Raw genomic sequence first — 26,005 nt, forward strand, 5'->3', positions numbered from 1 at the left:
CACTATCATAGCCATGCCCGTCATCACGACATCGCTGTTCGGTCTAGGACTCCTGTCTGGAGGGATACTTCTCGGTGGAGTTCTCGTGAGCATCTGGAGCCAGTCTCACCGGTTCTGGCCCCACGGCACCCGCAACTGGACGTTCTGGCTCAGCTGGACTGCCTGGGTCGTCTACGTCGGCAGTCTGTTCGGAGTTGCGTATCTCGACTTGTGGAGATGGTACCGGCCGTCGATACTGATTCAGATGATCAGTTTCCTGTTGCTCTTGGTCGGTGCCGCCGTCTCGCTCTGGGCTGTGTGGCGGCTCGGATTCCACGAGAGTGCCGGTCTCGAAGGGCAGTTGAACACCGATGGACCGTATCAGTATTCCCGGAATCCACAGTACGTCAGCTACATCGCGATGCTCGTCGGCGGAGCGGTTCTCGCCGGGTCCTGGATGACGGCGGTACTCGCCCTGCTTGGAATCGTCTGGTTCCTGCTGGCACCACTCGCGGAGGAACCGTGGCTCCGAGAACAGTACGGAGAGGTATACGAAACGTACCGCGAGTCAGTTCCCAGATTCATCGGTCGGCCGAACCAGCGACAAAAACCACAGGAACGCACCAACACCTCACGGAGAGATGATCCATGACTGGCGACAGTCACCAGTCGCTCGAAGTGGGGGACCGCGTGGTCCCTTCAGGCAGGAAGGTTCAGTTCCGGTACGCCGTTGGAACGACATTTAACGACGATCCGATTGAGATTCCGGTCACGGTCATCAACGGCACACGATCTGGACCCACAGGCTTTCTGACTGCAGCAGTTCACGGCGACGAACTCAACGGCATCAAAATAATCCAGGAGGTCGCGGGCCACTACGCTCCCGAGGACATTCACGGAGCGCTCGTCTGCCTGCACGTGTTGAACGTACCAGGCTTTCTCGCCCAGCAGCGCTATATCCCCATCTACGACGAAGATCTCAATCGCTCGTTCCCCGGCAACTCACGGAGTACGACCACAAAACGACTCGCCAACGCCATCTGCGAGGAATTCGTTTCGAAGTGTGACTTCGGTCTCGACTTCCACACATCGACGCGCAACCGAACGACAATGTACCACGTCCGCGCCGACATGAACGACCCCGCTGTCGAACGACTGGCCCGGGCGTTCGGGACGAGCGTGATTCTCGACGGCGAGGGTTCACAAGGGACGCTCCGACGCGTAGCCTGCGAGGACGGGATCCCCACCGTCACCGTCGAGATGGGACGAGCACACCGCTTCCAAACGACACACCTCGACCGGGCGCTCCACTGCGTCGCGAGCGTCCTCGCCGAACACGAGGTGCTTCCGGATCACCCCGTCTCCTGGCCCGGCTGGACACGCGTCATCGCCCGTGATGGTGAGAAGTCGTGGCTCCGCGCCGACACTGGTGGGCTCGTCGAGATGAAGTGGGGCCCACACTCCCTCGTTGAAGATGGCGAACCGCTGTTCACGATTTCTGATCACTTCAAAGACGAAGTCGAAGTCGTTCGTGCGCCGTCGACTGGCCTCGTCGTGGGGGTCCTTGAAAATGCAGTCGCATATCCGGGCCACCCGCTGTGTCACTTCGTGAGCGTCGACGAGACGACCGCTGACATCATACGAGACGACATCGAGCGGGGCGTTTTCGATGTCTACCGTGAAGGCGGTTTCCAGTGGCCCGAGTCGCAGTGGTACGCAACACATGGACATGGCACTAAGTCAAAACATGCAAGAAATATCTCAGAAACTGAACGGGAGGAAAACAGATGACTGACCCGTCTCATCCGATGTTCGCACGACTGTACGATCCGGTGATGAAACCAGCGGAGCGAATCGTACTTGCCGACCATCGACGCTACCTCGTGGACGACTTGTCCGGGCATGTTCTGGATCTCGGGACGGGGACGGGCGCGATGTTTCCGTACTTCGCAGAAGCCGCTACTGGTGGTGACGATCTCACGCTGTTCGCGATTGAGCCAGACCCCCACATGCGCCGGCAAGCAATCGAACGAGCACGCGAACTGGGACTCGATATCGAGATAGAGAGTGCCGGGGCGGAAACACTCCCGTTCGCGGACGACTCGTTCGATGTCGTCATCGCATCACTCGTGTTCTGCACCATCCCCGATTTCGATACTGCGCTCTCCGAGGTTGCACGGGTACTGAAGCCGGGCGGCGAGTTCCGGTTCCTCGAACACGTCCGCGGAGAGGGTGCTATCGGTGTCGCACACGACGTACTCGCTCCAGCGTGGCATACCGTCGCTGGCGGTTGTCACCTGAATCGCAACACCCACGAGATATTCCGGGACGACGAGCGATTCGAACTCGTCGATTACACGCGACTGGAGAACATCCCGCAGGTCGTTCCAATCGTCCGTGGAACGCTCAAACGCCGACGCGGAGGCTCGATTCTTTCTCGGTTCGTGTGAGGAGCGAAGGTCACCTCTTCGCAACAAGGATGACGTGCTGGAGGAACGGCAACGCGTGGTGCGCATTTCTCACCTGCTTGGTAATCGCCGATGGATCGAGATCATACGCTCGTAACAGTCGCTCCAAGAGAGGCCGGATCGGGCTCCTGAGAAGTTGGAGGTACAGCGTCGTCCATTTCCGGAATCGTCCAACACTGTGTCGCGTGATATCTTCGACCGTTTTAACCTCAAAACTCGCATTGTCGAGAGCGGATTTGTATCCCTCGACAGTACCTAACGACGGCATATCCCACGCGTCTGCGAACGAGTCGACAAACACTTGTTCCTTCTCGCCCACGTCGGACTGCATCACGAGATCGGAAAGCACGAGGACCCCCTCAGGTTCGAGGACATCTGCGATCGCGGCGAAGACGCTTTTCCGGTCGGGGAGATACACGAGCGCATCGATGGCTGTACACGCGGTAAACGATGCCTCCGTGAACGGAAGTTGCGTCGCATCGCCGACGACGAATCCGGCCTCGACGTGCTCCTCACGTGCGTTCTCGGTTGCCCGCTCGATGTTGTACGGAACGAGGTCTAGTCCAGTGACGCTGAATCCGAATCGATCGGCGAGGTGGATCGCCGGACCACCCCGTCCACACCCCACATCGAGGAGCCGAATGCCGTCCGTGGCGGGCAGGTACGACGCGACCCTCGATCCGACCTCCCCAACAAGGCGACGCTGACTCGACCCGACGACATGCGGTTGGTACCACTCCGAGTAGCCGAGATTAAGAAACTCGTCAGTGTCGAGCAGGAGGTCGAACGCCCGCCAGATGCCGGCCCGATCACCGCGGTAGGAGAACTGGTCGGTGATACGCTTGCGGAGGGGGTTCTTATCCATAGAAGGCCTACTCGAGTCCGGAAACCTCCGAGTAACAGTACTCGGACTCGTCGCAGTAAGCGAGGTCGGCACACCCGCGGGGGCGCTGGTACTCTATTCCCTTGTGCCGGCGGAGATACGTCACGTATCCGTCGTCAACGCGGTCGAGAATGTCGTGACAAATCCACTTCTCACCAAACCAGTTGGCAGCCAAATTCCGGTATGGACACAGGAAGATCGTCCGCTCAACTGAATCGACTTGCGGCGTCTCGACGATCCGGACGCCGACGATTCGGTACGCCACGCGGAGACGCTTGACGACCGATTCCGGTGTATTCGCGCCGACAAAGAGAACATATGCGATCACATATCCGATGTCGTGGAGGAGTCGTCTAATCATCGTTCAGACCGTCGTCCGCCGTCCCAAAGTATCTTGACCAGGTGCTCACTCGATCAGGCACCTATATTTCGGCGTACACCTCACCTGTCTTCCCGCCACCGAGTGCGTAGACGGTGAACGAGCCGGACTTCGTCCCGCCCATCCCCGGCGACCCGGCCGGCATACCGGGCAACGAGATGCCGTCGATCGCCGGGTTTTCGTTGAGCATTGCCGCGATGACCTCGTCAGGGACGTGTCCTTCGACGACGTACTCGTCGAGAACGAGGGTGTGATAACTCTGATTCAGAAGCGGTCAACAAACAGTGCCGCCGCTCAGCAAGCAGTAGACACGCAACGACATCTGTCGTTAGTCCGGCGAGTCGAGACTGTAGTACTTTTGCCACTGTCAAGACTTGGTTCGCGTCCACACGCGGTTCCTATGTCGAGTTCTCGCCATTAATGACGAGTTTGACCAACAAATCTACGAGCTGCCAAACGTTGTACAGCACGAACACGGACACGAAGGTTTAGTTATAGACCTCAGCAGCTGAATTATAGACTATCCACAAACCCTTACCAAGCTCCGAAGCGTTGATTTTGTAATCTTTCCCAATACCTCGCATGAGTGGTTCTAGCGGCTCGCATCCTCGTGAGAGTCCACGAATGCGCTATCTGTGCGAAGCGTATCAGATTGGGATAGCTATCCGAAATAATCTCCCTGAAACTGACCTCGTCACCGCGTTCGAGCGTCTCGATCAATCAATCGATGCCATCGAAGACGAGTATCCAGCGTGGCATCCTGCCCCGCTTTCCTTTCGCGCGATGGTGCTCTCGTTCATTTTCATGGAGATCACAGGCGACTCCTACGCAGCCTTCACACGTCGATTGACGCGACAACCCGAAGTCACCACAATCTTCGGATTCGGCCGTGTTCCTGACGAATCAGCATTCTCGCGGGCGTGGCGGAATCGATTCGACAACGCTGTTCAGGAGTACGTGCAGACCGCGGCTCACTTCGTCGTCAAAGAGGTCCACGATTCCGACATCCCTGCACCTGAGGTTCGCCCCAAGGCAGAAATCGTCGACGAGCCTCCAGTAGAGGAGGACTCAGTGGAGAATGACCATTTCTCACAGGACGAGATCGTCCAGACGACGCGCCTCGCACGCGATCACGCCTTCGGCTACTTCGAATCTGGGCGGGCCGACAACGCGTCCTACGAGGACACGCGGTTCTTCGAGTTACAGACCTTCATGGGGATGGTTCGGTGCGGCACCGCCCAAGGAGCTGCGCGCTTCCAGTATCGGCGCGGCGCGGAGTACGGACCACACGGTGACACGCACCTTCGTGCTGTCAAGCAGTTCGACTCTGAAAATCTCGTAGATGGATTCAATGAGACGACAGATCGCTTGCTCTCAGTTATCGCCTCCGAAGCATCCTTTCGTCGACCAGTAACCGCTGCGATCGACATCACGACTATTCCGTACTACGGCGATGTCGAGGAGATGCCGATGGTCAGCGGGACGAAAGATGATGGGGGTCGCGCGTTCAAATTTGCGACGCTTTCGATCATCGGACAGAACATTCCGCTGATCTTAGCTGTCGAGCCGGTTCGAGAGAGTTCTGAGTGGGATGAGAACTCGTCGAATCAGATTCATCGCACTGTGCGGCGACTGGTTCGACGAGCGAAAGAACACGTTCCGATCGAGACAGTGCTGTGTGATCGGGAGTTCGATTCGATACGCGTGTTTCAGACGCTCTCAAACCTCGATGTGAACTACCTCATTCCGAAGCGAGTCTCCAGCTCTGAACGGGATGTACTCGAACAAATGGAGGAAGACGACCAAGAGGTGGCCGTTGAGTCAGCTTCTGTCCATGTGGAATCTGGATCGCATCCAATGCGGCTCCTGTACGTGCCGTCGACGAGTGGTGAGGGGACGGCCGTCTTCGCGACGAATCTCCGAGTCGGTCCGGAGGAAGCCGAGTCGTTCTGTCAGCGCTACAGCCGCCGGTGGCAGATCGAGAGTGAGTACAAATCGATCAAAGGTGACTTTCTCGCCAAGACCTCCTCGAAAGACTACCGCGTTCGCCTGTTCTACTTCGTGTTCGCGATCCTCTTGTACAATATCTGGCGGCTCACCGATTTCCTGCTGAAAGCAGGTGTCGACGGAGAGATGGACTACGCACCCGTGTTGACTGCGGGTGAGTGTGTTGAGCTCGTTGCCTCGTCGTTGATTCCACACGACTAACCCGCTGAGATCTCGCTGGGTCCGCCGCTCAAGAGTGACAACCGTATTCAGCAGCGCCAAAATCCGCGCAATTTCCTACGCTCGTCCGGTAGATGCGACCAGTAGGGATCCAAATCAGGACTGGTCGGTGAGAGGAACCACGAATTGATGATAATTCGACCTGAAACTGGCCTATCCTCCGAAACTGTGTTGCTAACGGTACAAACGCTTGAAAACCTAGTTATTAGTCGCTTCAAGCCATAGAAACAGTAATCTTCACTACAGACATTCATTATTTGTGTTTTACTAAACAATTAATTAATAATACCACACGCCAGTTACAACACATAACTATGCAAGTGAACAATACGTATCTATTAAATTGAACAATACATTGTTGTGCAATATATGTCTGACGAACACTCAACATGATTGAAATCGATGAATGTCGTATGTTGGCGTACTCAACGTACAGCGAGGCTGGTGGCGTCGGGAAAACCACCACGGCAGCGAACTTGGCCGTCTCGCACGCGCGCGGGTCTAAAACCGCTTGTCGTCCCGCTCGTTCCACAGGATGGCGATCTCTCTCGGTTATTTCGCGTCGACGACGAGCGGACAGAGTCTGCCGATAATATCGTTCGTCATATGATCCGGCGACCAAAGGGGGACTTCGATGGCCTCATTCGAACTGTCGAGGGGAAGGAGCCGCCGATGAGTAGCGGCTCCGACCTGACGCTGATCAGAGATTACTGGCTCTGTTGAAATCCTCAGGGAGTTACAGATTCAGCCAGTAGTCTGACCGGATGGAAACCCTCCTGAAATCGCGGTTGCTCCGATTCGTTGAGCAAGCGATGTACTTGGCACGTCGAGCTGTCGCTCGTTACTCCTCGAAGTTCTCAAAACGACGCTACACACTCCACCAGCACATCGTTCTACTCTGTCTCAAAGTTCGGAAGAACACGACCTACAGGACGCTCCTCGACGAACTCATCGAGATGCCCCGCATTCGGAAAGCCATCAATCTGGACGAACTCCCGTCACCCTCAACGTTGTGTAAAGCGTGTAGCCGGCTCGATATGGCAGTCTGGCGTGTTATTCTCAACCTCTCAATTACGCTTCTCCCGACTAACGGTGTCGTCGGGATCGACGCTTCCGGATTTGACCGCAGTTACGCCTCGAAGCACTACACGAAGCGAGCGAAATTGACGATTCAGCAGTTGAAAGTCACGCTTCTCGTAGGCACAAAGTCGAACGCGATTATCGACGTACACGTAACGACGACACGGAAACACGACTCACAGATTGCGCCGTCACTCATCAAGCGAAATTCCAGCGAAATAGCGGTTCTCCTTGGCGACAAAGGATATGACGACCAGAAGGTTCGTGCCCTAGCTCGAAAAGATGGTGTTCGTCCCCTGATCAAGCCCCGCGAGTTCTCGCCACTCCACAAAGCGTGGAACGTTCGGTTGGACGGCGACCTCCACGGCCAACGGAGTCAGAACGAGACGGTGAACTCTCGCATCAAACGAAAGTACGGTGCATTCATTCGCTCAAGCCACTGGTGGAAGCAGTTCCGGGAACTCATTGTCGGCTGTCTCACTCACAACATCGACAAGACACTCTGAACGTTAGATACAGAGGGCTCAATTATCGGACGGCCCCAACTGCGTCAACACGCTCTTCGGCCTCAGTTAGTAGTGACTCAAGGTCGTCTGGTTTCCCTTCTAATTCGTAGAGCCGATCGATGTACCGTTCGTTTCCTGCCTCAGAATACGAGAAGCGACGATACAGGTCCATTACTGCGGCAACAGTCTCATCTGTTGTTTCGTGATGCCGAAGAAGTTGCACTACGGGCGTCATATTGTCATCACGTAAATCTCGCTCCACGTCACGGATATCTTTGAACAAGAGGCGACGCGCACGGTACGTTCGGAGATCGTGGCGGACCCGCGGTTTGGTTTCAGTGTCGAGGTCGGTGACGACGGCAGCTGTGTCTGCGAACGCATCGATGTCTCGGGATCGGTACGCATAGATCTGCTCGGCTGCTTGCTGTCGTTGATACTCCGCCCCAGCATCTTCCATCGACGCAAATAGCCGCTGTTCGACCAGGGGGATCTGGAATAGCGCGGTGAAATACTCGCGTAGCTGGTTTCCCACCTCGTCATGAGTTCCTGGTGGGCAGTTCTCGGCGAGGAGAACCGCCGAAAACAACGCGTTGACCGTGAGACCGATCCTGACCTGAGGCGTGAGTTCTTGCGTGTCTATGATATCATCGAGAACGTTAATACTGGCATCGAGTCCCGTAAGGAGTTGTGTCAGCGACTCCTCCAGCGGCTTGCCTAACTCCTGGGTATAGACTTTACAGACCGGGACCGTCCGGACGGACTTCCGTCCGCTCTCCCAGTCGTTGACGACCCCACGCAGGTGCGTATGGATCTCTGCGGTCGATTCAATCGGAAGTTCTTCCCGCAACTGCCTTTCCCGGGCCGATACATCCTCGGCAAGGTCGGCGTAGTGTTGACCAATCTCGTCAGAGCCAACCGGATCTCCCATCACGTTTTTTCTTGGCAGTCATAAATCACATATAAGACTGGTCATTCAGGAAGTATTACTAGTTGCTCTGTCTGCACACCTACCCAACAGCTGTTTCAGCGGGAAAGCTGTCGGAACAATAGGATTTCAACAGAGCCAGATTACTCAATGATGGATTGTGTATTCTTGATACTCATTGTTCGTTCATTTGTGTCACGACAGGACACTCAGCATTCAACAAGACCTTCTGAGCTGTGTCCCCAAATAACGCTTTCCCAGTAGGCGATCGACGCCGTCCGCTTATGACGAGAAAGCGAGGGGCAAGAGAGTCAACTTCTGACAAAATTTCTTGTGCGACATCTCCCATACGCCCCCGACCTTCGAGTTGTTGCGAATCCATATCATCGACCGTCTCCAGCACGAAGTCCTCGGCGAAGTCTGCCGCGGCATCCGCGGCCTGTGTAAACGAATAGTCCCGAAACTCGGGTATACTTTTTAAAGACTCTTTATGTGCCTCAAAATCTTCCTCCGGAATTACGTGTAAAGCAACAAGAGTGTCATCATATGCTTCCGCAAGATTGAACGCGATTCTGGCGACGATTCTGGACCGTTCATCTTCATCAATTGCAGCGAGTATTGCCATACCAGTATTCTTCATCCAAAACGGCAAATAGATTTGCATACTCGGTGGCGCGTTCGAAGTTTCGCACCATTGATCCCATGACAAGTTCGCGGAATTGACCGAACCACGTTCTCGCCCACAGCGTCTCACCGTGTCGCTGCCGCAAACCGAAAAACACCGACGCCACGTTCGAGCGAGTGAATAAACTGCCGGTAAACTCATCCGTTGGCTCCGACTTCGGAACTGATCAGGCTCCCCTGTTCTGAGACCGAGAAAGGGTAGCGTTGGATCGTTGCGGCCCGTGGGTTAATTAACCAACAGGCGCTCGCTTTCTGGGCCCAATGTTGGTTAATGATATGTTGTTTTTGCGCCCGTCAGATGGGCGCAGGGCACCAGACAATGCAGGCGATCGTCGATGAGAGCCTCGATTCGAGGTGATCGAAATGGATGATCCGGTAGTGTTCAGATAAGCTGATTCCATGCGAAAACGAAGGATCGAAGCCAATTGTCGGCGGTGTCTGCTTCGGCGTTGCTGAAACAGTTTGAGAAACTGGTGTTCGTCGTTTTATCTCTCAAAATAGACGTTCGACACTATTCCGATGTCTATGTTTTTCATATCTGAAATCGAGGCTGTGACGGCGACAGGCGTATTTCAATGAGTGGTAACCATCGATGAGAAACACGGCGTTGCCAACGTCGTGTTTCTCGCGGAGTTCAGCAAAGAACGTTTGAGCGATTACGCTGTTTGTGGTTGGTTCAAGCGTTGTATACAGTAATTCGTTTGTTTCGGGATCGATAGCAGCGTACAGCCAATACTGCTCGTCGTTGAGTCGGATCACAGTTCCGTCGACCGCGACGTGATCCGGACTCCGACCAGATTCAGGCTGTGGCTCTGCTTTGTGAATCCAGTTGTGAACGGTGGACCGAGCTCGACTGACACCGAATATTTCAAGAATCGAAACGGTATTCGAAAGTGATAAGCCAGCATGATGGAGCTGAATACCGAGCTTCATCAGCAGTTTCGGTGTCGCCTCTCGTTCCACAAAACCTAACTCGATATCGCTCAAACAGCTGTCGAGGCGGTCGTTTTCGGGCATAGAGCACTCAGAAAACGAACCGCCTCACTCTTCATCCTTATCTGAACACCGCCCCTTAGGCGGAGCACACTTATTTAAACAGGCATCCGGAACAGCCGTGTATGCGTGCTGCAGTCTACCACGGTCAACGAGACGTGCGAGTCGAAAACGTCGAACCCCGGTCCGTCGGTCCGAACGACGTGGCAATCGAGGTCGCCTACTGCGGTATCTGTGGCTCCGACGTCCACGAGTACGCGGCCGGCCCCATCGCGATTCCGGATGAGAATACGCACTCGCTCACCGACGAAACCCTACCACTAACGCTGGGCCACGAGTTCAGCGGGACCGTGAGCGACGCGGGGGAAGCCGTCGATGACGTCACTGTCGGTGACCGCGTCACGGTCAACCCGGCTATCTGGTGTGGCGAATGCCGGTTCTGTCAGGAGGGCAATTACCACCGCTGTGTCTCCGGCGGGAGTATCGGCCTCGCTGGATGGGGTGGTGGTCTCGCCGAACGAGCCGTGGTCCCTGCCTCGCAAGTCGTCCCCGTCCCCGACGACGTTGGCCTCGATTATGCCACACTCACCGAACCGTACGCCGTCGCACTGCACGCCGTCCGTCGGTCGAGCCTCCAGTCCGGTGACGACTGCGCCGTCTTCGGTGCCGGACCGATCGGCCTCGGCATCGCCCAGACCAGTCGGTTGGCCGGGGCGAGGCGCGTCTACGTGAGCGAACCGCAGGACGGCCGTCGGGCCGTCGCCGACGAACTCGGCATGAGAGGCATCGACCCGACCGATGTCGACCCCGTCCGCTGGATATCGAGTCGGACGAACGGAGGTACTGACGTGGCCTACGAGGCGGCAGGCGTCGAACCGGCGCTCGAAACCGCAATCCGGACGACGATCCGCGGTGGCGAGGTACTGCTCGTCAGCGTGTTCGAAGACGAGGCGACGATTCAGCCGAACTACCTGATGATGGCCGAGCGGTCGATCGTCGGCTCGATCGCCTACCGGACCGGGCCACGGGCCGCCGAATATGAGTTCGCGGCCGTGCTGGAGGCGCTATCGGACGACCGACTCGACCCAGATCCGCTCGTCACGAAGCGGATCGACCTCGACGACGTGGTCGAAGACGGCTTCGAAGCGCTCACCGAACCGGGCGAACAGGTGAAGATCCTCGTCTCGCCCTGACGGCAGCAAGTTAGGTCGAGCGAGGATGCGGATCGCTGCCTCGGTGATAGTCGGTGCCTGTGCCATCGGTCCCTCTTCTTTCTCGGTTCTACGATGGCTCTCTATACAAAAGGCTAGACCGTCGTGCTCGTCAATATCCTTCCGTAGTGGGCGGAATTCAGGGTTCAGTACGAACTGCATCGGTGGTTGCCAGTAGTTCATCGAGGAATGCTGTGACGAGATCATTCGGGTCTCGAGGAAGGCCGTCCGGCGGCTCTTCCCAGAGTTCGACTGTAAATTCTCGTGTTTCCGTTACTCGTCCCGTACTGGCGATAACCATCAGAATCGCGTGCTGATAGATCACGATCGTCCGCTGGTCGTCGACATCAAGATATTCGACTGCGGCCGCCTCGAGTGCTGCTGGGATATCCACCGGCTCGTCCAGAGTGCAATCCTGGACCGGCTCATCCTCATCCGTCATGGCCGATGCTACCACCCGTTCGTACAAGTATGCGCGGACCGCATGATTCCTGCAGGTTCGTCCGCTCCGCTGTTGATTCGCTCACGCGTATTGACGGACTATGATAGTGGCGAGTGGATCGTATTGGGATGTACACGAGTACGACGAGCTTCTGTCGACAGCTCTGTCCACCCTGCAACCTAGCCGGACTGGGGATTTTAAGCTCTCAGCAGCGAGAGTATAGATACGTCGTTCAGCGGAAACTGGCACACACTCCTCGAAGCGGCCGAGGAGCTTTCTTCGGATGCCACTCTCATCACACCGCTTTCACACACGAAGTTTCGTATCACCGATATACAAGAACACCGCGTCATCATCGAAATTCTGACTCGGACGATTCTCAGCCGCTCCAGCGCGACCAGTTCGAAACGCTCTATCGACGCGTTCAGGATGCGAGTGGCGGCTTTGAGCTTGACCGGCTTCCGCCGGATGCCGAACCCTATGCTGCCATGCTAACGCTCCATCCGTAATTCGAGATTGACGAGGATGCCGGGATACTCGTTGAAACGGACGCTCCAGATTCGACCCAGGCGATTGATGATGGCCCTGCCGAGACTGCCGATAGAACTGAGCCGGATGTCGGCGTCTATACTAGAAGGGCGAGGGCGAGTACCCCGACCTACCGTGGTCGGGGATGAAGCCTGACACTCGACCAACCCATAACCTGTAGTCCATATGTTTACAATACCGCAGTACCACGATTCAAATATGCAGAAGTCGCTGACCAAAACACTCGTCTTCGAACTTGACCCCGACGAGAATGGTCCGCAACTTCTGAACGACGCCTTCCTCGAATCCCGCCGCACATATAACGAAACAATCCGCAGAGCGAAACACGGTGATGACTGGGGAGAAATTCGAGAGGACTTGGAGTCCGACGCTGACCTCGTGAATAACACGGCGCAACTCGTCGTACAGAAATCGCTGGGAGCGATGGAGAACTACTACGAGTACGACGACTACAACCAACCTAGCCACACCAAAGACGGTGCGTATCCGCTCCGGTCGAACTACGAGGAAGGCTACAACCTGTTCCTCGAAGACGACTGCATCCGCTACCGAATTAGCGCGAAGCCGTACCACCCGGTGAAGGGAACTCTCCACGGTTCTCCCGATGCCCTTGGACAACTCCGAACCGCTATCGAATCGGATGCGTGGCGTGTCGGTACAGCGGAAGCCATGAAGCGTAACGGCAACTACGAACTCCACATCAACATCACCCACACGGAGGCAAGCGTTCGGGACAAGCAGGACTCAACAGACGGTGATTGGTGTGGACATCAACGAGGACTGTGTTGCTCTCGCCGCGCTCGATGAATACGACATCGTTAATTCGGTTGTCATCGACTACCCGGAAATCAAGGAAGAACGACATCGATACTTCACGATGCGGAAACGGATGCAGAACGCCGAGAAGTTATCGTTCGACCGGGCGTTCGAGCAAAAAGAAGAACGGTTCGTCCATGACCAACTCCACAAAGTATCACGACGAGTGGTGGAGTGGGTGTCGCAGTTCGACTGTCCTGTCATCGTCTTTGAAGACCTCAAAGAGATGCGGGACTCGATTGACTACGGCACCCGGCTGAACCGTCGTCTCCACAGTCTCCCGTTCCGCAAACTCCGGGATTTCATCACGTACAAGGCCGCGTTTCAAGACATCCCGAGCGAGGAGATTAAACCTGAATATACGAGTCAGTCGTGTTCGCTCACTGAGTGTGAGCATACGACTCGTGCAAATCGGGACAAGAAGCGGTTCAAGTGTGTGGAGTGTGGGCGACAAGACCACGCTGACCGGAATGCGGCTATCAACGTCGCCAAGAAAGGGTTGGAGAAACTGAATCGAGATGTGCCTGCTCTCAAGACGCTTCCCAACGTACGAAAGATGCGACGGCAGGCATCGGGCTGTGTGAACCAGCCGACCGTAACCCACGACACCGCTATAGGTCATCACGCCGATGGTGTCGCGGGTGTGTCCGATTAATCCACAGGAAGCCACGGGCCACCGCGCCCGTGGTAGTTCACGCTGATGCGCTCCTGTTGATCGACGCAATAGAACGCCACGATCCGACCCGCATGAACACCTTGGAGACGGAGACCCTCATCGACCTTTACACGCTACTCTCGGACGTGCAACGTGGCGCGAACGACCTTCGGAAAGACATCGCCGGCAGCCTCCTTGATCGCGTCCATCACGACCAGCCAGTTCATGCCCAGTGCGGCTCCGTCCAGCGAACTTCTCGCCGCTCGAACTCACTGAAGGACGATACAGAGGTCCTCGCCGCGGTGGAGGATGCCGGTATCGATCGGGATCGTGTACTCGGCGTTGACCCGGACAAGGTCGATGACGCACTTGACGTGACTGACCGCCACGAGCAGGACGTCTACGACATTGACGAGCGGGCGTACGTCAGGAAGGCCGACGTCAACGAGGACGTGAAAGCGACGTGATTGCAGGGATTGAAGGACCGACTCGCGACCACTGAAAGCGAGGAGGCGGATGTCCTCCGTAGCGAGATTGAGGACTTGGAAGAGCGGATCGACGAACTCACGAGCTTTCGTACTGGTTCCGAGGTGCAGTGAGGAATGACGAGTATCGCTGCCGGGTAACGCTCGCAGCAGATCCGGCGGCGACAGCTTCTCAATCGAACATTCCTAGCTGACTGCGAGTCCGATCAGTCGAGGCGATCAAGCGAGCCATAGAGCTCCTCGTTCTGAATGTGGGTGCAGAACTGCGCGCAGAGCCGACAGCAGTTCGCGGCATCGCTGAACGTCCGGACACCGGCGTCCCAACGTGCGTGGACGGCGCCAAGCATTGCACTTCGAACCGATGGTTCGGTCGCGACCATGACCCGCCGTGTGCGCTCTGGTGGCGTCGCGTCGGTTGCCGGCCCCTGCATTCCAGCTGTCGACAGAATATCCTCGAGGACGCTGCCGATCTCGATTCCAACACCGAGATTATCGCCGACCTGTGGGGCGATGAAAATCGTTGCATTACTCGCCTGCGCAAAGGCGATACTCTGTGTGGCAGCATCCATCTTGTCGAGCGGGATTCCCACGTCGATCGCGAGGAAGGCATTGAAGCCACGATCGCGGAGACAATCCCGCGTTTCCTGGAGGAGCCGCAAGACATCATCTTCGGCGTACTCGCCGCTGGTCTCGTCCCACGTCGCAAACGACGGGGCATCGGTTTTGATATCGGCGTCCGCCGGCAGCAGCGCGTCGACATCGAACGTCCGGTATGGGCCCATCAAATAGACGAGAAACTGTTCCCGCTGGACTGGAGCGAGCGCAGCTGAATCACCGGCGGCACGGGGGAGGTTGTCGATAATCCGTTGCCGCATTCGACTCGTCGATTCGGAACGGCAGTGTATAAATATCGGTGTTTTCAGGAATATTCTAGTCGAGAACGACTAAGTACGTGGCGTCCCAACGTAGGACCTGAGGCACCCTCAGATGTCTGAAACCAATCACCAGCCAACAGAGGAGGTTCGCCAGCCGGAGCCACCTCTTCCCGAAGATAGCGGGCTGACGCTCGAGGAGTACCTCGCGATGCAACAGGCGATCGGTCACCCGACGCGGTTCCGGATCCTCCGCACGCTCGTCGCCAACGACGAGCTGAGTGCTGCCGATCTCAAGGCCGCGGTCGATGTCGAATCCCACAATTTCCACTACCATCTCGACGAACTGGTCGACGTCGGGCTCGTCGACAAGCGACAGCGACGGACCGCCGACAGCCAGGGCTTTTACACGTACTATCGGCCGACAGCGATGGGGCGCGGCATCCTCGAGCACGGCGTTGAGGAACTGATGCGCCGTGAACGCGAATTCAACGACGCTTATTCATGATATCCTCCTCCGCGTTAGTCGCAGGAGGACGTCAACCGAGGGCACCAAACCCCTCGTTCCGCATTAGTTCAGCGACACGCTCGGGATGGTGAAACGCGGCGAGAAGGGCGAACTCTCGAGCGTCTGTTTTCGAGATCTCGTTCACTCCGAGCTGGTTGGCAACTGCATTTCGGAATTCGGCTTCCTGATCCGCTACTTTGTCTCGAACATGGATTTCGAGCCGCGTGTCGCGTTCGTCCCCGACGTTGTTTCGCCGAACAAAATACGGATATTCCTCGGTTGGAGAACCAGCTTCTGACTCTTCTGTGGTTCCTTGCGTCGGTGCAGTTGGGGGGGCCTGTTCCGCCGGTTTCGATTTGGGCTTTTCCTCCTCGGCCTGAGTCTCCGTTGTTTCGGCGGGAGCTTCGTCCTCTTCATCAGTTCCGTCGCTCCCGCCGAAATCAAGATTCCCCGAGCCGGATTTGAAATTACTCATGCGGTTGTCACCTCCGTTGTATCGGCCTCTCGTAGGTTGATGATCTTCTTTTCGTGATCCTGAATCTCGAGTTCCAGTACTGGGTCGACGTCGGCGTCGAACGTGTCGGTTGCAATGAACCAGGCAAGTTCATACAATTTCTGTAGCGTCTCTATTTCTCTGTCACGCACTCGTCGCTGGCCGGGTTCACTTACCATCTTACCATCCTTCTCGAAGGTTTTCCATCGCTCTTCGATCACCTTGAACGCCGATCCTCTGGCCTCCCACATGGCATCCATGAGACTTTCTCGATTCCCGATGGTGACGGGGGTGGCAAATGCCTCGGTGTCCTCGAACTGCTGCTGGTATTGCTGGTGGGCGTTCGTTTGACCAACACCTGACGGAACGACACAGGACAGTCCGATCTCGATATCCAATTGACTCTCCATGTTCCCGACGAGTTCCTCCAGTCCTTCCAAACTTAGATTCCCCTTCCCAGCTGGTTTGACGGGTGCGACGAGTGTCCGCAGTGCGAAAATGGCGTTATAGAGTAGATCCTCCGCTCGTGCATTTGGATCGATAAGGACGGCGTCATATTCCTCGTGTAGTTCCTGCTTGTTCCAGAGCAATTCATACAACAGCTCATACCGGGGATACTCTTCGCGGCTCATGTTCTGCATTCCCGTTTCGTAGGAGATTTTCTGCTCTAGGTTGGATGTAAAATCGCTGAGCATATCGTGGCTTGGGATGATATCGACGCCTTCAGCAGTTGTTTCGATGAGATCGCGGAAGTCTCCGTCTGGCATGTCGAGAATGTGTTTGACCAGATTATCTGCTTCTGGATCACCCCGGCGCTCGCCGACATCGAAGAGACTGGTCAGATTCCCTTCTTGTGGATCAAGATCCAGCACGAGGATATTCTGACCCATGCGCTTGAGCGCGACTGCGACATTGGCTGTCATTGTCGTCTTGTACGTTCCACCTGACTCCGAGTAAACCACGGCCGTAATCATACGCCTCGTAATTTCACCTCCTATAGCATAAATCTGTGTCAGACATCTGTACCTTCTTTCCGTAGCAGATAGCTGTAATAGATAGCTGTAATAGATAGCTGTAATAGATAGCTGTAGCAGATAGCTTTAATAGATAGCTGTAATCATGGAAGTCTCGTGATTTTGTACAACTTCATTTATTACAGATAGTCGTTACAGATAACAATTACAGAATTCTGTGATAGATATCCGTGGCGAACTTGTGGGTATGCAGCTGGCATCCATCAAATTGTTACAGATAGCTGTTACAGACGTTCATCATGGGCCAATAACAGATCGCGATTGATTCTCGGCTTGCAATTGTTTGATGAGGTGAGCCTCTCGTATTTCTCCTACCCACGAAGGCCGGTCTCGGCTCGTCCTATTATCAGGCCCCTCTGTCGGTGAGATCGTGGCCTACGAGTGGTCAATTGCAGATCAGGAACTCACCGGTGAGACGGCGACCCTCGAGGTGAACGAGCCCGGCGAATACACAGTTAGGTTGATAATCCGCAACGATGCCGGAGAGACGTCGACAGCAACCGCAACCCTGAGTGTCCAGACTGGCGATGAACCCGGGGCGACAGACGAGTCGGGCGAAGAGACGACCGCGACAGACGAGTCGGACGATGAACCGGCGCAGTCGTCCAGCCCACTCCTGACGTTCGGGCCGGCGTTCGCACTCCTCGTCTTGCTGGCTGCGGGGCTGATTGTCTGGCGACGACGTGGGGATGAGATGTGACTGTTCGAACGGGTCAGTTACCCACCACCGAACAGTCGTTGCCGATGCAGAGTGCGACGAAGTCGCGAGGGGAGACGGGGTCACGGTAATCCGGGTCGCGACGGGTGTTCAACGAATGTGTGAGGAGTCGGCGATGAGACGAGTCCTGCCACAGTATCCCCTGCTCTAGGGTCTCCCACCCCCGCCGCCACCACGGAGAGTGACCGTGTAGTCTGGATGCAAGAGCGCTCTGTGGAGCCCCCACAAGCCGAGAAGGATGAAGACCCCGGAAAAGAGCAGCCCTGGAGGGAGCACCCCACCGGCAGCCTCGTCTGCGAGACGCCTACGGAACAGGGAAGCAGTGGTTCGATCAATCCGGACGCTACGTGGCTCGTGTCCGGGGCCTCCCGACCCAGTTCACGCAGGAGAGGCCGCCCGAAGTTCGGGGAAATACCGGCCGTGAAAATCAAAGGGGGCTGCGTGTGGCAGGGTGATACGCGCCCGCTCCGAGAACGTCTCGCCGTCGAGAACGAGAAGGCGCGAGCGGTTTGCCGTCGTGTCGAGGGCAACCGTCAGGACGACGCCGTCGTCTTCGGCCTCGGCGTCGGGTGCGGGGACGAAAATCGGCTCGCCGAAGTACTCACCGCCCTCGTCGAAGGCCTTGAGAGCGCCGGTCCGGGTGTCGAGTTTGAGGATGCGCTGCGCCCACTCGGTGACCGGCGTGTCCATCCCCATCGCGTAGACGTACCGGTGGGGACGACACCACCGCGAGGGGGAGACGGTCGGCAGTGCAGTGCCATCCTCGGAGAGCAACTCACGGGAGACGGTCGGCTCGCCGATCCCGTAGCGCCGTCGACGCCCCGCAGACCCCAGGTCGACCGTGAAGCGTTCGATGCGCCCGGCGATGGCACTCAACTCGCCAGCCCGGAGGTGCTCCAGATACAGTGAATCGATCGTCGTCGCGTCCGGGACCGTTTCGAGATCGAAGACGAGTTCGCTCCCCTCGTTTCGCTCGAAGGCGTTGACGTGGTGGAACCCAAAGAGAGCGTCTGTCACCGGCTCTGCGACGACCGCACCACTCGTCCGGTCCAGGACGATGAGACGGGTGCCGCGGTCGGGTTCCCACTCGAACTGTTCGATGAAGGGGGCCTGTCGACCCGGTTTGAGAAACCGCCGTGGATCGAGACGGAAGGGGAACTCCGTCAGCACGACGTAGTGTGGCGTCAGCGCGAAACTGTGCATGTATGCGGGTTTGTCGGTGTCGACACTCCCGATGTGTCGCCGCTTGCCCGCGGGCGTCGTCGCGTGGACGTGATACTGACTCCGGCGGCCAAACGCTGTCTCGACGTTGACCAGAACCCCTGAGGAGGGATCGCGCTTGAGATGTGCACACGACAGATGCCCGGCCAGGCCGTCGTCGTATTCGACGTGACCGAGGGTGTCGAGGGTGTTCGGATCGAATCGAACTTTTCGCGGCGACTCGGTCAGGGCGACGTACTCGCCGTCGACCCGCTCGGCAATGATGTTCGTATTGTCGTAGGGGTCGGTGAGAAACGCCGCTAACCGTGAGCGAAGCGTGGTCTCACCGGTCGCGAAGCCGCCCTCGAACTCGCCACGCCGGGCTGCGTCGTGGGCGTCCGTCCGGAGGAAGCGATTCCGGTAGTGGAGCCTGTCTTCGTCGGCCGGGCCGGCACCCGAGGCGGGGTCGAACGTGAACCGGTAGAGCATCGCGAACCCGTCGAACCAGTGATCGACGCTGGTACCCGTGGGGAAGGAGAAGGCTCCGGGGCCGTTACGAATGAGGCTGCCAGTCAGCCACGCGGGCAGGGAGCCCGTCACGGGGAGTGACGTGGCTGTCTCCTCGTGCAGCGAGTGGAAACCGGGGTGGGACGCCATGACGGAGTGGACGGCTCGCGGACGCTAAGGCCTAACGGCACTGGCGAGGGTGCGAGAAATCGAGAGGCTCGACAAATACACTCGCCCGGCCGGCGAGACAATACATCTAGCCACGTCGTCTGCAGGGAGCAACAGACGTAGTGAGTGGGCTTGTGGTGAGAGGGTGCGTCGGGGTATGTGAGTGGACTGCTTCCACAGAAACTGTGCTGTGCGACCGTGAGTTTGACTCTTAACAGGTCTATCAGACGCTCTCAAACCTCGGCGTGAACTACCTGATTCCGAAGCGAATCAACAGCACCGAGCGGGAGGTCATCGAGACGATGGACGACGACGAGAAGGAGGTCGCCGTGGAAACAGCGTCCGTCCACGTCGAAGCTGGCAGCCACCAGATGCGGTTCGTGTACGTGCCATCGACGAAAGGTGAGGGGACGGCAGTCTTCACGACGAACCTCAGAGTTGGACCGGAGGAGGCAGAGACGGTCTGTCGGCGGTACAGCCGTCGTTGGCAGATCGAGAACGAGTACAAATCGATCAAGCATGACTTCCTCGCAAAAACCTCGTCGAAGGACTATCGCGTACGGCTGTTCTATTTCGTGTTCGCCGTCCTCCTCTACAACATCTGGCGGCTCACAGATTTCCTGCTGAAAGCTGGCGTTGACGGCGAGATGAACTATACGCCCGTGCTGACCGCGGGCGAGTGTGTCGAACTCGTTGCCTCGGCGTTGATCCCGCCTGACTAACCGGCTGAGCTCTCGCTGAGTCCACCGCTTGGGAGTGGCAACACTATTCAGCAGCGCCAGAATCAACGCAATCTCTTACACTCACCCGACAGGTACGACCACGAGGGGTCAAAGCCGATGCTTGATTGGTGAGAAGCACCACGAATCGACGGAGATTCTACCTAAAAATGGCCTATCCTCCGAAACTCTGGGTATTCCAAACGGCTCAGTTTTAGTATAGCAGTATAAAGTTTACAGACACATATTCGAAGCTATTAGCACTGCTACCACCGGAATTCGGCGCTTCGAGCGAATACTCGCTTGGCCATGATTACTCCAATAATCACGATCACTTTTACATACCCCGACGCCCTCGGGGAAGCACGAATGCTGCAACCGTCTCACGACGACGCTTCCCCCAGGAGACCGGGCTTCGAGTTTGCTGTAGTTTCACTCAGCTACGTCGAAGAACTGGTGGAATATAGCAGTTCGATATAGGACGAATGGCCTCAACCTATATGCAGATGGAGCGTGAACGGTAACGTATGATCGAGGACGAATCGAATTCCAAGAGTCTGATGGAGCGCCAGACCACGGGTGAAGACCGGGTGAGGATGGCCGTCCGGCAGCTGTCGGAGCCGCGGACGGCTAACTGGATCGCTTCCGAAGCGGGCTGGTCACACGAGCCGACCAAGCGCGTCCTGGAACAACTTGTCGACGATGGTATCCTCCATCGTGACGAGAGCGGTACTCACACGACGTACTACCCTGATTACCGTCGTCAGGCGATGCAGGAGGCGATGCGCCTCCGGGATAGCGGGCACACTGTCGAGGAACTCACGGACCAGCTTGCGGAGATGAAGGCACAAATCCGCGACTGGGAGGACGAATTCGGCGTCGAGTCACCGAACCAGCTTCGCGGGACACTCGCCGACGAGGCCCTCGACGCCGATCAAGAAGACCGTCGGCGTGAGATCGCTCGTGAGTGGGAACATCTCCAACGGCGTATCAAAATTGTCGGGTTCGCTATCCGCGAGTGGGACTTCCTTGCTCCGACGACAGAGCCCGCAGAGGCCAGCAGCTAACGGATGTCGGTCCCACATCCCGGTGGTGACCCGAACGCAAATCTCTACGCTCAGCTGAAGAGGGACGTCCTCGCCCGCGTGCCACAGATCACAGCCGTTGAGTACGTTCCTGACGATATCGAGGCCAAGCAGCTGCGAGCAATTTTCGATCCGGCTCGTCTTAACCCGCCGACAGGTCCTGACTTACCGAAACTGACGATTAAATGGTACCGACAGGACCCCCACGATTGGTTCCGTATCAACTACACCGACCCGAACACGGGCTTTCACGCTGGCTGGCACCAGGACGAGGACCATCCCGATCTTGGACGGACACATTTCCAGTACTCAGCTGACAATGAAGAGGATCGCTGGGGAATCAAGTTCGAACACGAGACGCCCTCCCTGATTCTCTGGAAGATCGTCGAAGACCTCCTCGAGGAAGTCCGTCCGAACTACCAATCCGGAAACGAGGAACTATGACCTCTGAGAAGATGTCTGGCGAACGTACCGGGCGGTCGCTCGCGAGTTCGTTCGAGCGATATCTTCAGGACAAGGGGAAAGGTCGCGGTGGCGACGGCGGGAACTATCGACGAAACGCTGCACGCGAGCTCGAGCGGTTCGCCGAATGGGCAACCGGTGACCGCGGTGACGACGATTGGACCGGAATTGTTCCGGACGACGCCGACCGAGAGCCAACCTTCGAGGACCTCGACGAGCGTGTCTTCCGGGAGTACGCTCGGCATCTCGCCGGCGATCGGGGACTCAAGCAGAATACGGTACAAACCTATTACCGCTATATCTCCGCGTGGTGTGGCTGGTGCGTCAATGAGGGCTATCTCGAAACCCATTACGCGCAGCGGGCGAGTGCGATGGCGCCGCTGCCGGAGGACGACGGCCGCAAGCCCGGCGACCAGCAGGCCTGGACGTCCGAACAACGCCACGCCCTCACCCGCTACATCGACGAACTGGCCCACGAGGACATCGAGGCATACACGACCCTCCCGGAGGATACTGATCCCCTAGACAAGCAGCGAGCACGCTACGCGGCGCTGAAGGCGGCTCGTGACCGGGCGCTCGTGTTCGTTCTCGCATACACCGCTGTCCGAGTTGGAGAGCTGCTTCGAGACCCGAATGATCCGCGCCGGCGTGGGGTTCGGTGGAACGAAATTTCGCTTGATGACGGGAGTATGGACGTCTACCGGAAGAAACAGCAGTGGGACGCTGCGAGTCTCCCCGACCCGGTGATCATGCCGCTGCGAAGCTATCGTAAGCTGATGGACCCGCCGACAGAGCGCTGGCCGGTGTTTCCGACGTTCGACCAACGGACGCTTGCGGGGCTCATCCAGGATGAGTTAGCTAATCGAGGGAAACGTCCAGAGGAAATTACTGACTTTCGTGAGGCGTACGCTCGCGACCTCCTGCTGGCACTCGATGAGGACATTCGGCCGCCGTCGATCACGACGGACGGCGCACGGTCGATTCTCCAACGACTCTCGGAGGCCGCAGAGATCGACATCGACCATCCGAAACACGATTATCTCGCCCCCCATGGTGGTCGTCGCGGCATGGGTGAGGTCCTTGTCCGCGCGTTCGGATACACGGTTGCGGCCCGGTATCTCGATAACTCCGAAGAGATGGTTCGAGAGCGGTACTCACATATTGAGGCTGGTGAGTTAGGTGATGTTGCAGCCGATGCCCTAACTCAGATTGATAATCTTTAAACATCGTAGGTTAGCTTTGCTGGCGCGACCGGTAGTTACCACAACCAGTTGTGGGTGTTATAATTGAAAGACGAGAGAAACTCACCGGTACCAGCGGACGAATCTGTAACTTGATTAACTCCTATACAGTGGGCCATCTATAAATTATATACAAATACGAAGCATCGAATCGTGGCGGCGCGGAACACCGGCTGAACACTGGCCGAGGCGTGCTGGAACACGCCCGACCGCGCTTCCCTGAACAAGCATGCATTCATACACTACCTGGTCTGAAACGACCACCAACACGACGAACGGTCGCCTCGAACTACCCTCCGATGCCTCGATGCTCGGGACGGACCGTCGGCGAGCGACTCACTACTACTCGCGTGCGACGAATCAGGTCGTTGTCGTTGCTACGGCAGATCTCGTCAATCGATACAATCTCGGTCGTCACTCGCTGCTCACGTGGGTGACGTACATCGCATTGAAGTGTGGCTTGCACGCCCTCGACGATGCTAAGTGGTTTCTCGAACTCCTCGCAGAGGCACTGGTGCGAACATAATGGCCATCGCTGTTCTCAACACCGATGTGGCCTGTCCGGAGTGTGGTCATACGGCTGCCTGGGCACACACCATCTCCGACGCTCCTTCAGCCGAAGAAGCGTTCCAATGCCCAGAGTGCAACGTAGTCTGGCGGTCACATTAAAACTCCTCAGGATTCATCATTCGTTTCCCACTCGGGGCGTCGTGTCGATAATAGAAGTTCAGTAACAACAGTACGAAGTTTCGCTTCACCAGTCCATGGAAAGCACCGATCGTATAATTTGAATTTGCGAAACTTTTGCGATGGGCCCAACTATACGTCGCTGGTTCTACTCCCTCATGCGTTCGGTCGTCGATAACATCCCAGACCGTTTTTCGTCGATATGGATCCCTGTCTCTCAAGCACGAGCAACGAACGAGAAAATCGAACGCCAAGAATCGGCACCACGACCGGACCTTCCCGAAGCTGTCGTGACGGCACTCGAGTTTGACGAACCCGATCTCAAGGCCATTGAGGTCAACGTGAATTGACAGATTCCACTTACGGACCGAATACCGCCTCGGGATCGACAGGGCCTTGCATGATGAGTGTTTGGTCGGACGGCATCCGAATCTCGGGGTCGGGCTCGTCGAATGAAAGCCCCATAAATGATGTCAGCCACTCGGACGAGTCTTCCCAGGTATGCCTCGGGTCGTCGACGTCGTCCCGGAATCGGAGGACGATAACACCCGTTGCGGGGGAGTGCGGCCCGTCGAAGTGGATTGTTTCTCCCGCTGTTTCGATCTGCTCTCTTGGAAGTCGCAGATTGAGGTTGGAAATATCCGGATACACGCGAGTGAAGACACCTTGTGGGAGATATTCAACCAGGTCTGTGTGAGGTTCGCCGGACAGGTAGTGCGGAGTTCGTTACTTCCCGAACGATCCGAGAGACCGCTGCCTGAACGCCACGAAACAGTTACTTTCTGTATGATTTGACGGTCAGCCTCTGCCGCTACCGCGGCGTAGATCGAGGCAGTTCCAATTCACCGCTCCGAACAGACGATAGCAACCGAGTCTTGGCGGTATCTGACGAAAGCTGTTGCTCACCGCCCAACGGGCAGGCCGTGGGCTGACCCCGGTCAGCCCGCGGCCGTTGCTTGTGACGCCGGCACGCCAACCCCGTTCGCTTTGATCTTCCACCGACGCCGTAACTCCTCTTCCAGCTCGTGACGAATCCAGTCACAGAACGTCTTGAACGTGAACTCTTTGGGCAGGTCGCGCCCGCCCTGCCGTGGGCGGGCGACGACTGCCCACCTGAGCACCAGCCACAAGTTCTCCAGCAGTGCTGCAACGAGCATGACCGCAAACCGCACGACGCGATCACGCGTGCTTGCCCCGATCTCCGTTTTGGTAGGAGACAGCAACCGCGAGCTGGAAGCGCAGTTCCCGCTCGCTGTCCTTGTACATGCGATAGGTCGTCATGTACGACTTGTGCGTATCGAGCTTGTCCTTAATCCGGTCACCCTTCTTGGGCATGTGAACGACCGTTGCAGCGATATCACGAGCACGGCGGATGACGCGCTCGTTGTAGAAGCCGCTGTCGGCGAGCAGGAGTTCGATCTCGAACGGATAGTTCTCGACGCGGGCGAGCACGCGCTCGACCGCGTCGGCCTCGTCTTCGTCGTTGCGGACGTACGTCATTGCCAGCGTGACCGGCTTCTCGTTGGAGACGACGTAATCTGTACAGTAACGGTGGCAAGTCGTTGTACCGTCTTTGGGAGCCATCCAGCAGAGTTCGCCTTCGTCGGCGTAGTGCTCGCCGTGGTAGGGGTTGTCGATGAAGTCGATGGAGACGATTCTCGACCCCGACCGGTCGAGAATCGTCATGGCGAGGCGTCCAAGCAGGAGGTTGGCCACGACTCCGAGCCAGTGACGGTTGAGCGTATGCAGCCAGTTGAAAACGGTGTCGTCACACGGTGTGCCGTCGGTATCCTTGCACGTTTCCCAAATCGAGGTCTGATTGGTGCAGGCCAAGATGACGACGAGCCAGATGTCGCCGGGGTCGAGGGGGCTCCCCTCGACACCCGGCAACGGGAGTGGAGTGATGAATTCTTCCGCTACGCCTTTTAACTCCGACGCCGAAAAGTACCCGTCTGGATCGGGTATGCTGAACACATTCTTATCCAGACACTTTCGTGTGGTCAATTCGGCGATTCAATTCGACCGATTAC

At 57.0% G+C, this 26,005-nt stretch carries 23 protein-coding genes and 8 pseudogenes; 18 read left to right on the forward strand and 13 right to left on the reverse strand.

Going from position 1 to position 26,005, the window contains the following annotated elements; all coding sequences use genetic code 11:
• Positions 1–13 precede the first annotated feature (13 nt).
• The 3 genes from DM868_RS12350 to DM868_RS12360 are packed head-to-tail and all read left to right on the forward strand — an operon-like array spanning position 14 to position 2,429.
• Positions 14–631 carry a methyltransferase family protein gene (locus DM868_RS12350; protein ID WP_137277147.1) on the forward strand — a complete coding sequence of 206 codons (618 nt, stop codon included), beginning with the start codon at positions 14–16 and terminating at the stop codon, positions 629–631.
• On the forward strand, positions 628–1,770 hold the full coding sequence (locus DM868_RS12355) for a succinylglutamate desuccinylase/aspartoacylase family protein (protein WP_137277148.1): 1,143 nt from the start codon (positions 628–630) through the stop codon (positions 1,768–1,770). The genes DM868_RS12350 and DM868_RS12355 overlap by 4 nt, the downstream gene beginning before the upstream one ends.
• Positions 1,767–2,429, forward strand: a complete 663-nt coding sequence (locus DM868_RS12360) for a class I SAM-dependent methyltransferase (protein WP_137277149.1) — start codon at positions 1,767–1,769, stop codon at positions 2,427–2,429. The genes DM868_RS12355 and DM868_RS12360 overlap by 4 nt, the downstream gene beginning before the upstream one ends.
• A gap of 10 nt (positions 2,430–2,439) precedes the next feature.
• On the opposite strand, the gene DM868_RS12365 is transcribed toward DM868_RS12360, so the two are convergent.
• The 3 genes from DM868_RS12365 to DM868_RS12375 form a co-directional block, all read right to left on the reverse strand.
• Positions 2,440–3,312 (reverse strand): class I SAM-dependent methyltransferase, encoded by an 873-nt coding sequence (locus DM868_RS12365; protein ID WP_137277150.1) that lies wholly within the window; start codon positions 3,310–3,312, stop codon positions 2,440–2,442.
• Between the two features lie 7 nt (positions 3,313–3,319).
• Entirely contained in the window at positions 3,320–3,691 is a 372-nt protein-coding gene (locus DM868_RS12370; protein ID WP_137277151.1) for a hypothetical protein, read from the reverse strand.
• Between the two features lie 61 nt (positions 3,692–3,752).
• Positions 3,753–3,977, reverse strand: coding sequence for a DUF411 domain-containing protein (locus DM868_RS12375; protein WP_137277152.1), 225 nt, complete (start codon positions 3,975–3,977; stop codon positions 3,753–3,755).
• A 356-nt stretch (positions 3,978–4,333) separates the two neighbouring features.
• Between DM868_RS12375 and DM868_RS12380 the strand changes: the two genes are divergently transcribed.
• From DM868_RS12380 to DM868_RS12390, 3 genes and pseudogenes are all read left to right on the forward strand, one after another.
• Positions 4,334–5,917 carry a transposase gene (locus DM868_RS12380; RefSeq protein ID WP_137277192.1) on the forward strand — a complete coding sequence of 528 codons (1,584 nt, stop codon included), beginning with the start codon at positions 4,334–4,336 and terminating at the stop codon, positions 5,915–5,917.
• Between the two features lie 431 nt (positions 5,918–6,348).
• Positions 6,349–6,628, forward strand: a pseudogene (locus DM868_RS12385) (ParA family protein); the annotation flags it as partial.
• 71 nt (positions 6,629–6,699) lie between these two features.
• Positions 6,700–7,521, forward strand: a complete 822-nt coding sequence (locus tag DM868_RS12390) for an IS5 family transposase (RefSeq protein WP_137277153.1) — start codon at positions 6,700–6,702, stop codon at positions 7,519–7,521.
• 22 nt (positions 7,522–7,543) lie between these two features.
• On the opposite strand, the gene DM868_RS12395 is transcribed toward DM868_RS12390, so the two are convergent.
• From DM868_RS12395 to DM868_RS12410, 4 genes and pseudogenes are all read right to left on the reverse strand, one after another.
• Positions 7,544–8,449, reverse strand: coding sequence for a hypothetical protein (locus DM868_RS12395; protein WP_137277154.1), 906 nt, complete (start codon positions 8,447–8,449; stop codon positions 7,544–7,546).
• A 172-nt stretch (positions 8,450–8,621) separates the two neighbouring features.
• Entirely contained in the window at positions 8,622–9,071 is a 450-nt protein-coding gene (locus tag DM868_RS12400) for a universal stress protein (RefSeq protein ID WP_137277155.1), read from the reverse strand.
• Positions 9,049–9,246 (reverse strand): annotated as a pseudogene (locus DM868_RS15540) (hypothetical protein); the annotation flags it as partial. The pseudogene DM868_RS15540 and the gene DM868_RS12400, both read right to left, overlap by 23 nt.
• A 266-nt stretch (positions 9,247–9,512) precedes the next feature.
• Positions 9,513–10,147, reverse strand: a pseudogene (locus DM868_RS12410) (IS6 family transposase).
• Positions 10,148–10,248: 101 nt separating this feature from the next.
• Here DM868_RS12410 and DM868_RS12415 point away from each other — a divergent pair.
• A complete protein-coding gene (locus DM868_RS12415) occupies positions 10,249–11,316 on the forward strand; it encodes a 2,3-butanediol dehydrogenase (protein ID WP_137277156.1) in 1,068 nt (355 codons plus the stop codon).
• 157 nt (positions 11,317–11,473) lie between these two features.
• Here DM868_RS12415 and DM868_RS12420 read toward each other — a convergent pair whose 3' ends face one another.
• Positions 11,474–11,776: a hypothetical protein gene (locus DM868_RS12420; protein ID WP_137277157.1), complete on the reverse strand. Its 303-nt coding sequence runs from the start codon at positions 11,774–11,776 to the stop codon at positions 11,474–11,476.
• Between the two features lie 219 nt (positions 11,777–11,995).
• Between DM868_RS12420 and DM868_RS15815 the strand changes: the two are divergent.
• From DM868_RS15815 to DM868_RS15355, 3 pseudogenes are all read left to right on the forward strand, one after another.
• A pseudogene (locus DM868_RS15815) lies at positions 11,996–12,405 on the forward strand (hypothetical protein); the annotation flags it as partial.
• A 118-nt stretch (positions 12,406–12,523) separates the two neighbouring features.
• Positions 12,524–13,796: pseudogene (locus DM868_RS15715) on the forward strand (RNA-guided endonuclease InsQ/TnpB family protein).
• A 35-nt stretch (positions 13,797–13,831) separates the two neighbouring features.
• Positions 13,832–14,395 (forward strand): annotated as a pseudogene (locus DM868_RS15355) (hypothetical protein); the annotation flags it as partial.
• A 92-nt stretch (positions 14,396–14,487) separates the two neighbouring features.
• Here DM868_RS15355 and DM868_RS12440 read toward each other — a convergent pair.
• The gene (locus tag DM868_RS12440) at positions 14,488–15,156 is read right to left on the reverse strand and encodes a DUF7509 family protein (protein WP_137277158.1); all 669 of its coding nucleotides are present in this window, start codon (positions 15,154–15,156) and stop codon (positions 14,488–14,490) included.
• 112 nt (positions 15,157–15,268) lie between these two features.
• On the opposite strand from DM868_RS12440, the gene DM868_RS12445 reads away from it, so the two are divergent.
• Positions 15,269–15,661 (forward strand): winged helix-turn-helix domain-containing protein, encoded by a 393-nt coding sequence (locus DM868_RS12445; protein ID WP_137277159.1) that lies wholly within the window; start codon positions 15,269–15,271, stop codon positions 15,659–15,661.
• Positions 15,662–15,692: 31 nt separating this feature from the next.
• On the opposite strand, the gene DM868_RS12450 is transcribed toward DM868_RS12445, so the two are convergent.
• Together DM868_RS12450 and DM868_RS12455 are read right to left on the reverse strand one after the other, a co-directional pair.
• Positions 15,693–16,136 (reverse strand): acyl-CoA dehydrogenase, encoded by a 444-nt coding sequence (locus DM868_RS12450; protein WP_137277160.1) that lies wholly within the window; start codon positions 16,134–16,136, stop codon positions 15,693–15,695.
• On the reverse strand, positions 16,133–17,128 hold the full coding sequence (locus tag DM868_RS12455) for a ParA family protein (protein ID WP_137277161.1): 996 nt from the start codon (positions 17,126–17,128) through the stop codon (positions 16,133–16,135). Before DM868_RS12455 ends, DM868_RS12450 begins: the two co-directional genes overlap by 4 nt.
• 364 nt (positions 17,129–17,492) lie before the next feature.
• Here DM868_RS12455 and DM868_RS12460 point away from each other — a divergent pair, with 364 nt between their 5' ends.
• Positions 17,493–17,888, forward strand: a complete 396-nt coding sequence (locus tag DM868_RS12460) for a PKD domain-containing protein (RefSeq protein WP_137277162.1) — start codon at positions 17,493–17,495, stop codon at positions 17,886–17,888.
• A gap of 396 nt (positions 17,889–18,284) precedes the next feature.
• Here the strand turns inward: DM868_RS12460 and DM868_RS12465 are convergent, their stop codons facing one another.
• Positions 18,285–19,763, reverse strand: a complete 1,479-nt coding sequence (locus tag DM868_RS12465) for a carotenoid oxygenase family protein (protein WP_137277163.1) — start codon at positions 19,761–19,763, stop codon at positions 18,285–18,287.
• Between the two features lie 197 nt (positions 19,764–19,960).
• Between DM868_RS12465 and DM868_RS12470 the strand changes: the two are divergent.
• The 6 genes and pseudogenes from DM868_RS12470 to DM868_RS15925 all read left to right on the forward strand — a co-directional run.
• A pseudogene (locus DM868_RS12470) lies at positions 19,961–20,503 on the forward strand (transposase); the annotation flags it as partial.
• Between the two features lie 524 nt (positions 20,504–21,027).
• Positions 21,028–21,567 (forward strand): DUF7342 family protein, encoded by a 540-nt coding sequence (locus DM868_RS12475; protein ID WP_137277164.1) that lies wholly within the window; start codon positions 21,028–21,030, stop codon positions 21,565–21,567.
• Between the two features lie 3 nt (positions 21,568–21,570).
• Positions 21,571–22,029 carry a hypothetical protein gene (locus DM868_RS12480; RefSeq protein ID WP_137277165.1) on the forward strand — a complete coding sequence of 153 codons (459 nt, stop codon included), beginning with the start codon at positions 21,571–21,573 and terminating at the stop codon, positions 22,027–22,029.
• Complete coding sequence (locus DM868_RS12485; protein ID WP_137277166.1) at positions 22,026–23,270, forward strand: tyrosine-type recombinase/integrase; 1,245 nt, start codon at positions 22,026–22,028, stop codon at positions 23,268–23,270. Before DM868_RS12480 ends, DM868_RS12485 begins: the two co-directional genes overlap by 4 nt.
• Before the next feature lie 325 nt (positions 23,271–23,595).
• Positions 23,596–23,814: a hypothetical protein gene (locus tag DM868_RS12490; RefSeq protein ID WP_137277167.1), complete on the forward strand. Its 219-nt coding sequence runs from the start codon at positions 23,596–23,598 to the stop codon at positions 23,812–23,814.
• Positions 23,814–23,957 carry a DUF7836 family putative zinc-binding protein gene (locus DM868_RS15925; protein ID WP_449289573.1) on the forward strand — a complete coding sequence of 48 codons (144 nt, stop codon included), beginning with the start codon at positions 23,814–23,816 and terminating at the stop codon, positions 23,955–23,957. Before DM868_RS12490 ends, DM868_RS15925 begins: the two co-directional genes overlap by 1 nt.
• A 956-nt stretch (positions 23,958–24,913) precedes the next feature.
• On the opposite strand, the pseudogene DM868_RS12495 reads toward DM868_RS15925, so the two are convergent.
• Positions 24,914–25,949: pseudogene (locus tag DM868_RS12495) on the reverse strand (ISH3 family transposase).
• Between the last annotated feature and the right edge of the window lie 56 nt (positions 25,950–26,005).

Source organism: Natronomonas salsuginis (assembly GCF_005239135.1).
GTDB classification, from domain to species: Archaea; Halobacteriota; Halobacteria; order Halobacteriales; family Haloarculaceae; genus Natronomonas; species Natronomonas salsuginis.

Coding starts and splice junctions, on each gene's coding strand:
- DM868_RS12480 (WP_137277165.1), top strand. CDS start 21,571: ATGTCGGTCCCACATCCCGGTGGTGACCCGAACGCAAATCTCTACGCT.
- DM868_RS12490 (WP_137277167.1), top strand. CDS start 23,596: ATGCTCGGGACGGACCGTCGGCGAGCGACTCACTACTACTCGCGTGCG.
- DM868_RS12355 (WP_137277148.1), top strand. CDS start 628: ATGACTGGCGACAGTCACCAGTCGCTCGAAGTGGGGGACCGCGTGGTC.
- DM868_RS12370 (WP_137277151.1), bottom strand. CDS start 3,691: ATGATTAGACGACTCCTCCACGACATCGGATATGTGATCGCATATGTT.
- DM868_RS12360 (WP_137277149.1), top strand. CDS start 1,767: ATGACTGACCCGTCTCATCCGATGTTCGCACGACTGTACGATCCGGTG.
- DM868_RS12400 (WP_137277155.1), bottom strand. CDS start 9,071: ATGGCAATACTCGCTGCAATTGATGAAGATGAACGGTCCAGAATCGTC.
- DM868_RS12475 (WP_137277164.1), top strand. CDS start 21,028: ATGATCGAGGACGAATCGAATTCCAAGAGTCTGATGGAGCGCCAGACC.
- DM868_RS15925 (WP_449289573.1), top strand. CDS start 23,814: ATGGCCATCGCTGTTCTCAACACCGATGTGGCCTGTCCGGAGTGTGGT.
- DM868_RS12440 (WP_137277158.1), bottom strand. CDS start 15,156: ATGCGGCAACGGATTATCGACAACCTCCCCCGTGCCGCCGGTGATTCA.
- DM868_RS12450 (WP_137277160.1), bottom strand. CDS start 16,136: ATGAGTAATTTCAAATCCGGCTCGGGGAATCTTGATTTCGGCGGGAGC.
- DM868_RS12465 (WP_137277163.1), bottom strand. CDS start 19,763: ATGGCGTCCCACCCCGGTTTCCACTCGCTGCACGAGGAGACAGCCACG.
- DM868_RS12415 (WP_137277156.1), top strand. CDS start 10,249: ATGCGTGCTGCAGTCTACCACGGTCAACGAGACGTGCGAGTCGAAAAC.
- DM868_RS12395 (WP_137277154.1), bottom strand. CDS start 8,449: ATGGGAGATCCGGTTGGCTCTGACGAGATTGGTCAACACTACGCCGAC.
- DM868_RS12485 (WP_137277166.1), top strand. CDS start 22,026: ATGACCTCTGAGAAGATGTCTGGCGAACGTACCGGGCGGTCGCTCGCG.
- DM868_RS12390 (WP_137277153.1), top strand. CDS start 6,700: ATGGAAACCCTCCTGAAATCGCGGTTGCTCCGATTCGTTGAGCAAGCG.
- DM868_RS12445 (WP_137277159.1), top strand. CDS start 15,269: ATGTCTGAAACCAATCACCAGCCAACAGAGGAGGTTCGCCAGCCGGAG.
- DM868_RS12365 (WP_137277150.1), bottom strand. CDS start 3,312: ATGGATAAGAACCCCCTCCGCAAGCGTATCACCGACCAGTTCTCCTAC.
- DM868_RS12380 (WP_137277192.1), top strand. CDS start 4,334: ATGCGCTATCTGTGCGAAGCGTATCAGATTGGGATAGCTATCCGAAAT.
- DM868_RS12350 (WP_137277147.1), top strand. CDS start 14: ATGCCCGTCATCACGACATCGCTGTTCGGTCTAGGACTCCTGTCTGGA.
- DM868_RS12455 (WP_137277161.1), bottom strand. CDS start 17,128: ATGATTACGGCCGTGGTTTACTCGGAGTCAGGTGGAACGTACAAGACG.
- DM868_RS12420 (WP_137277157.1), bottom strand. CDS start 11,776: ATGACGGATGAGGATGAGCCGGTCCAGGATTGCACTCTGGACGAGCCG.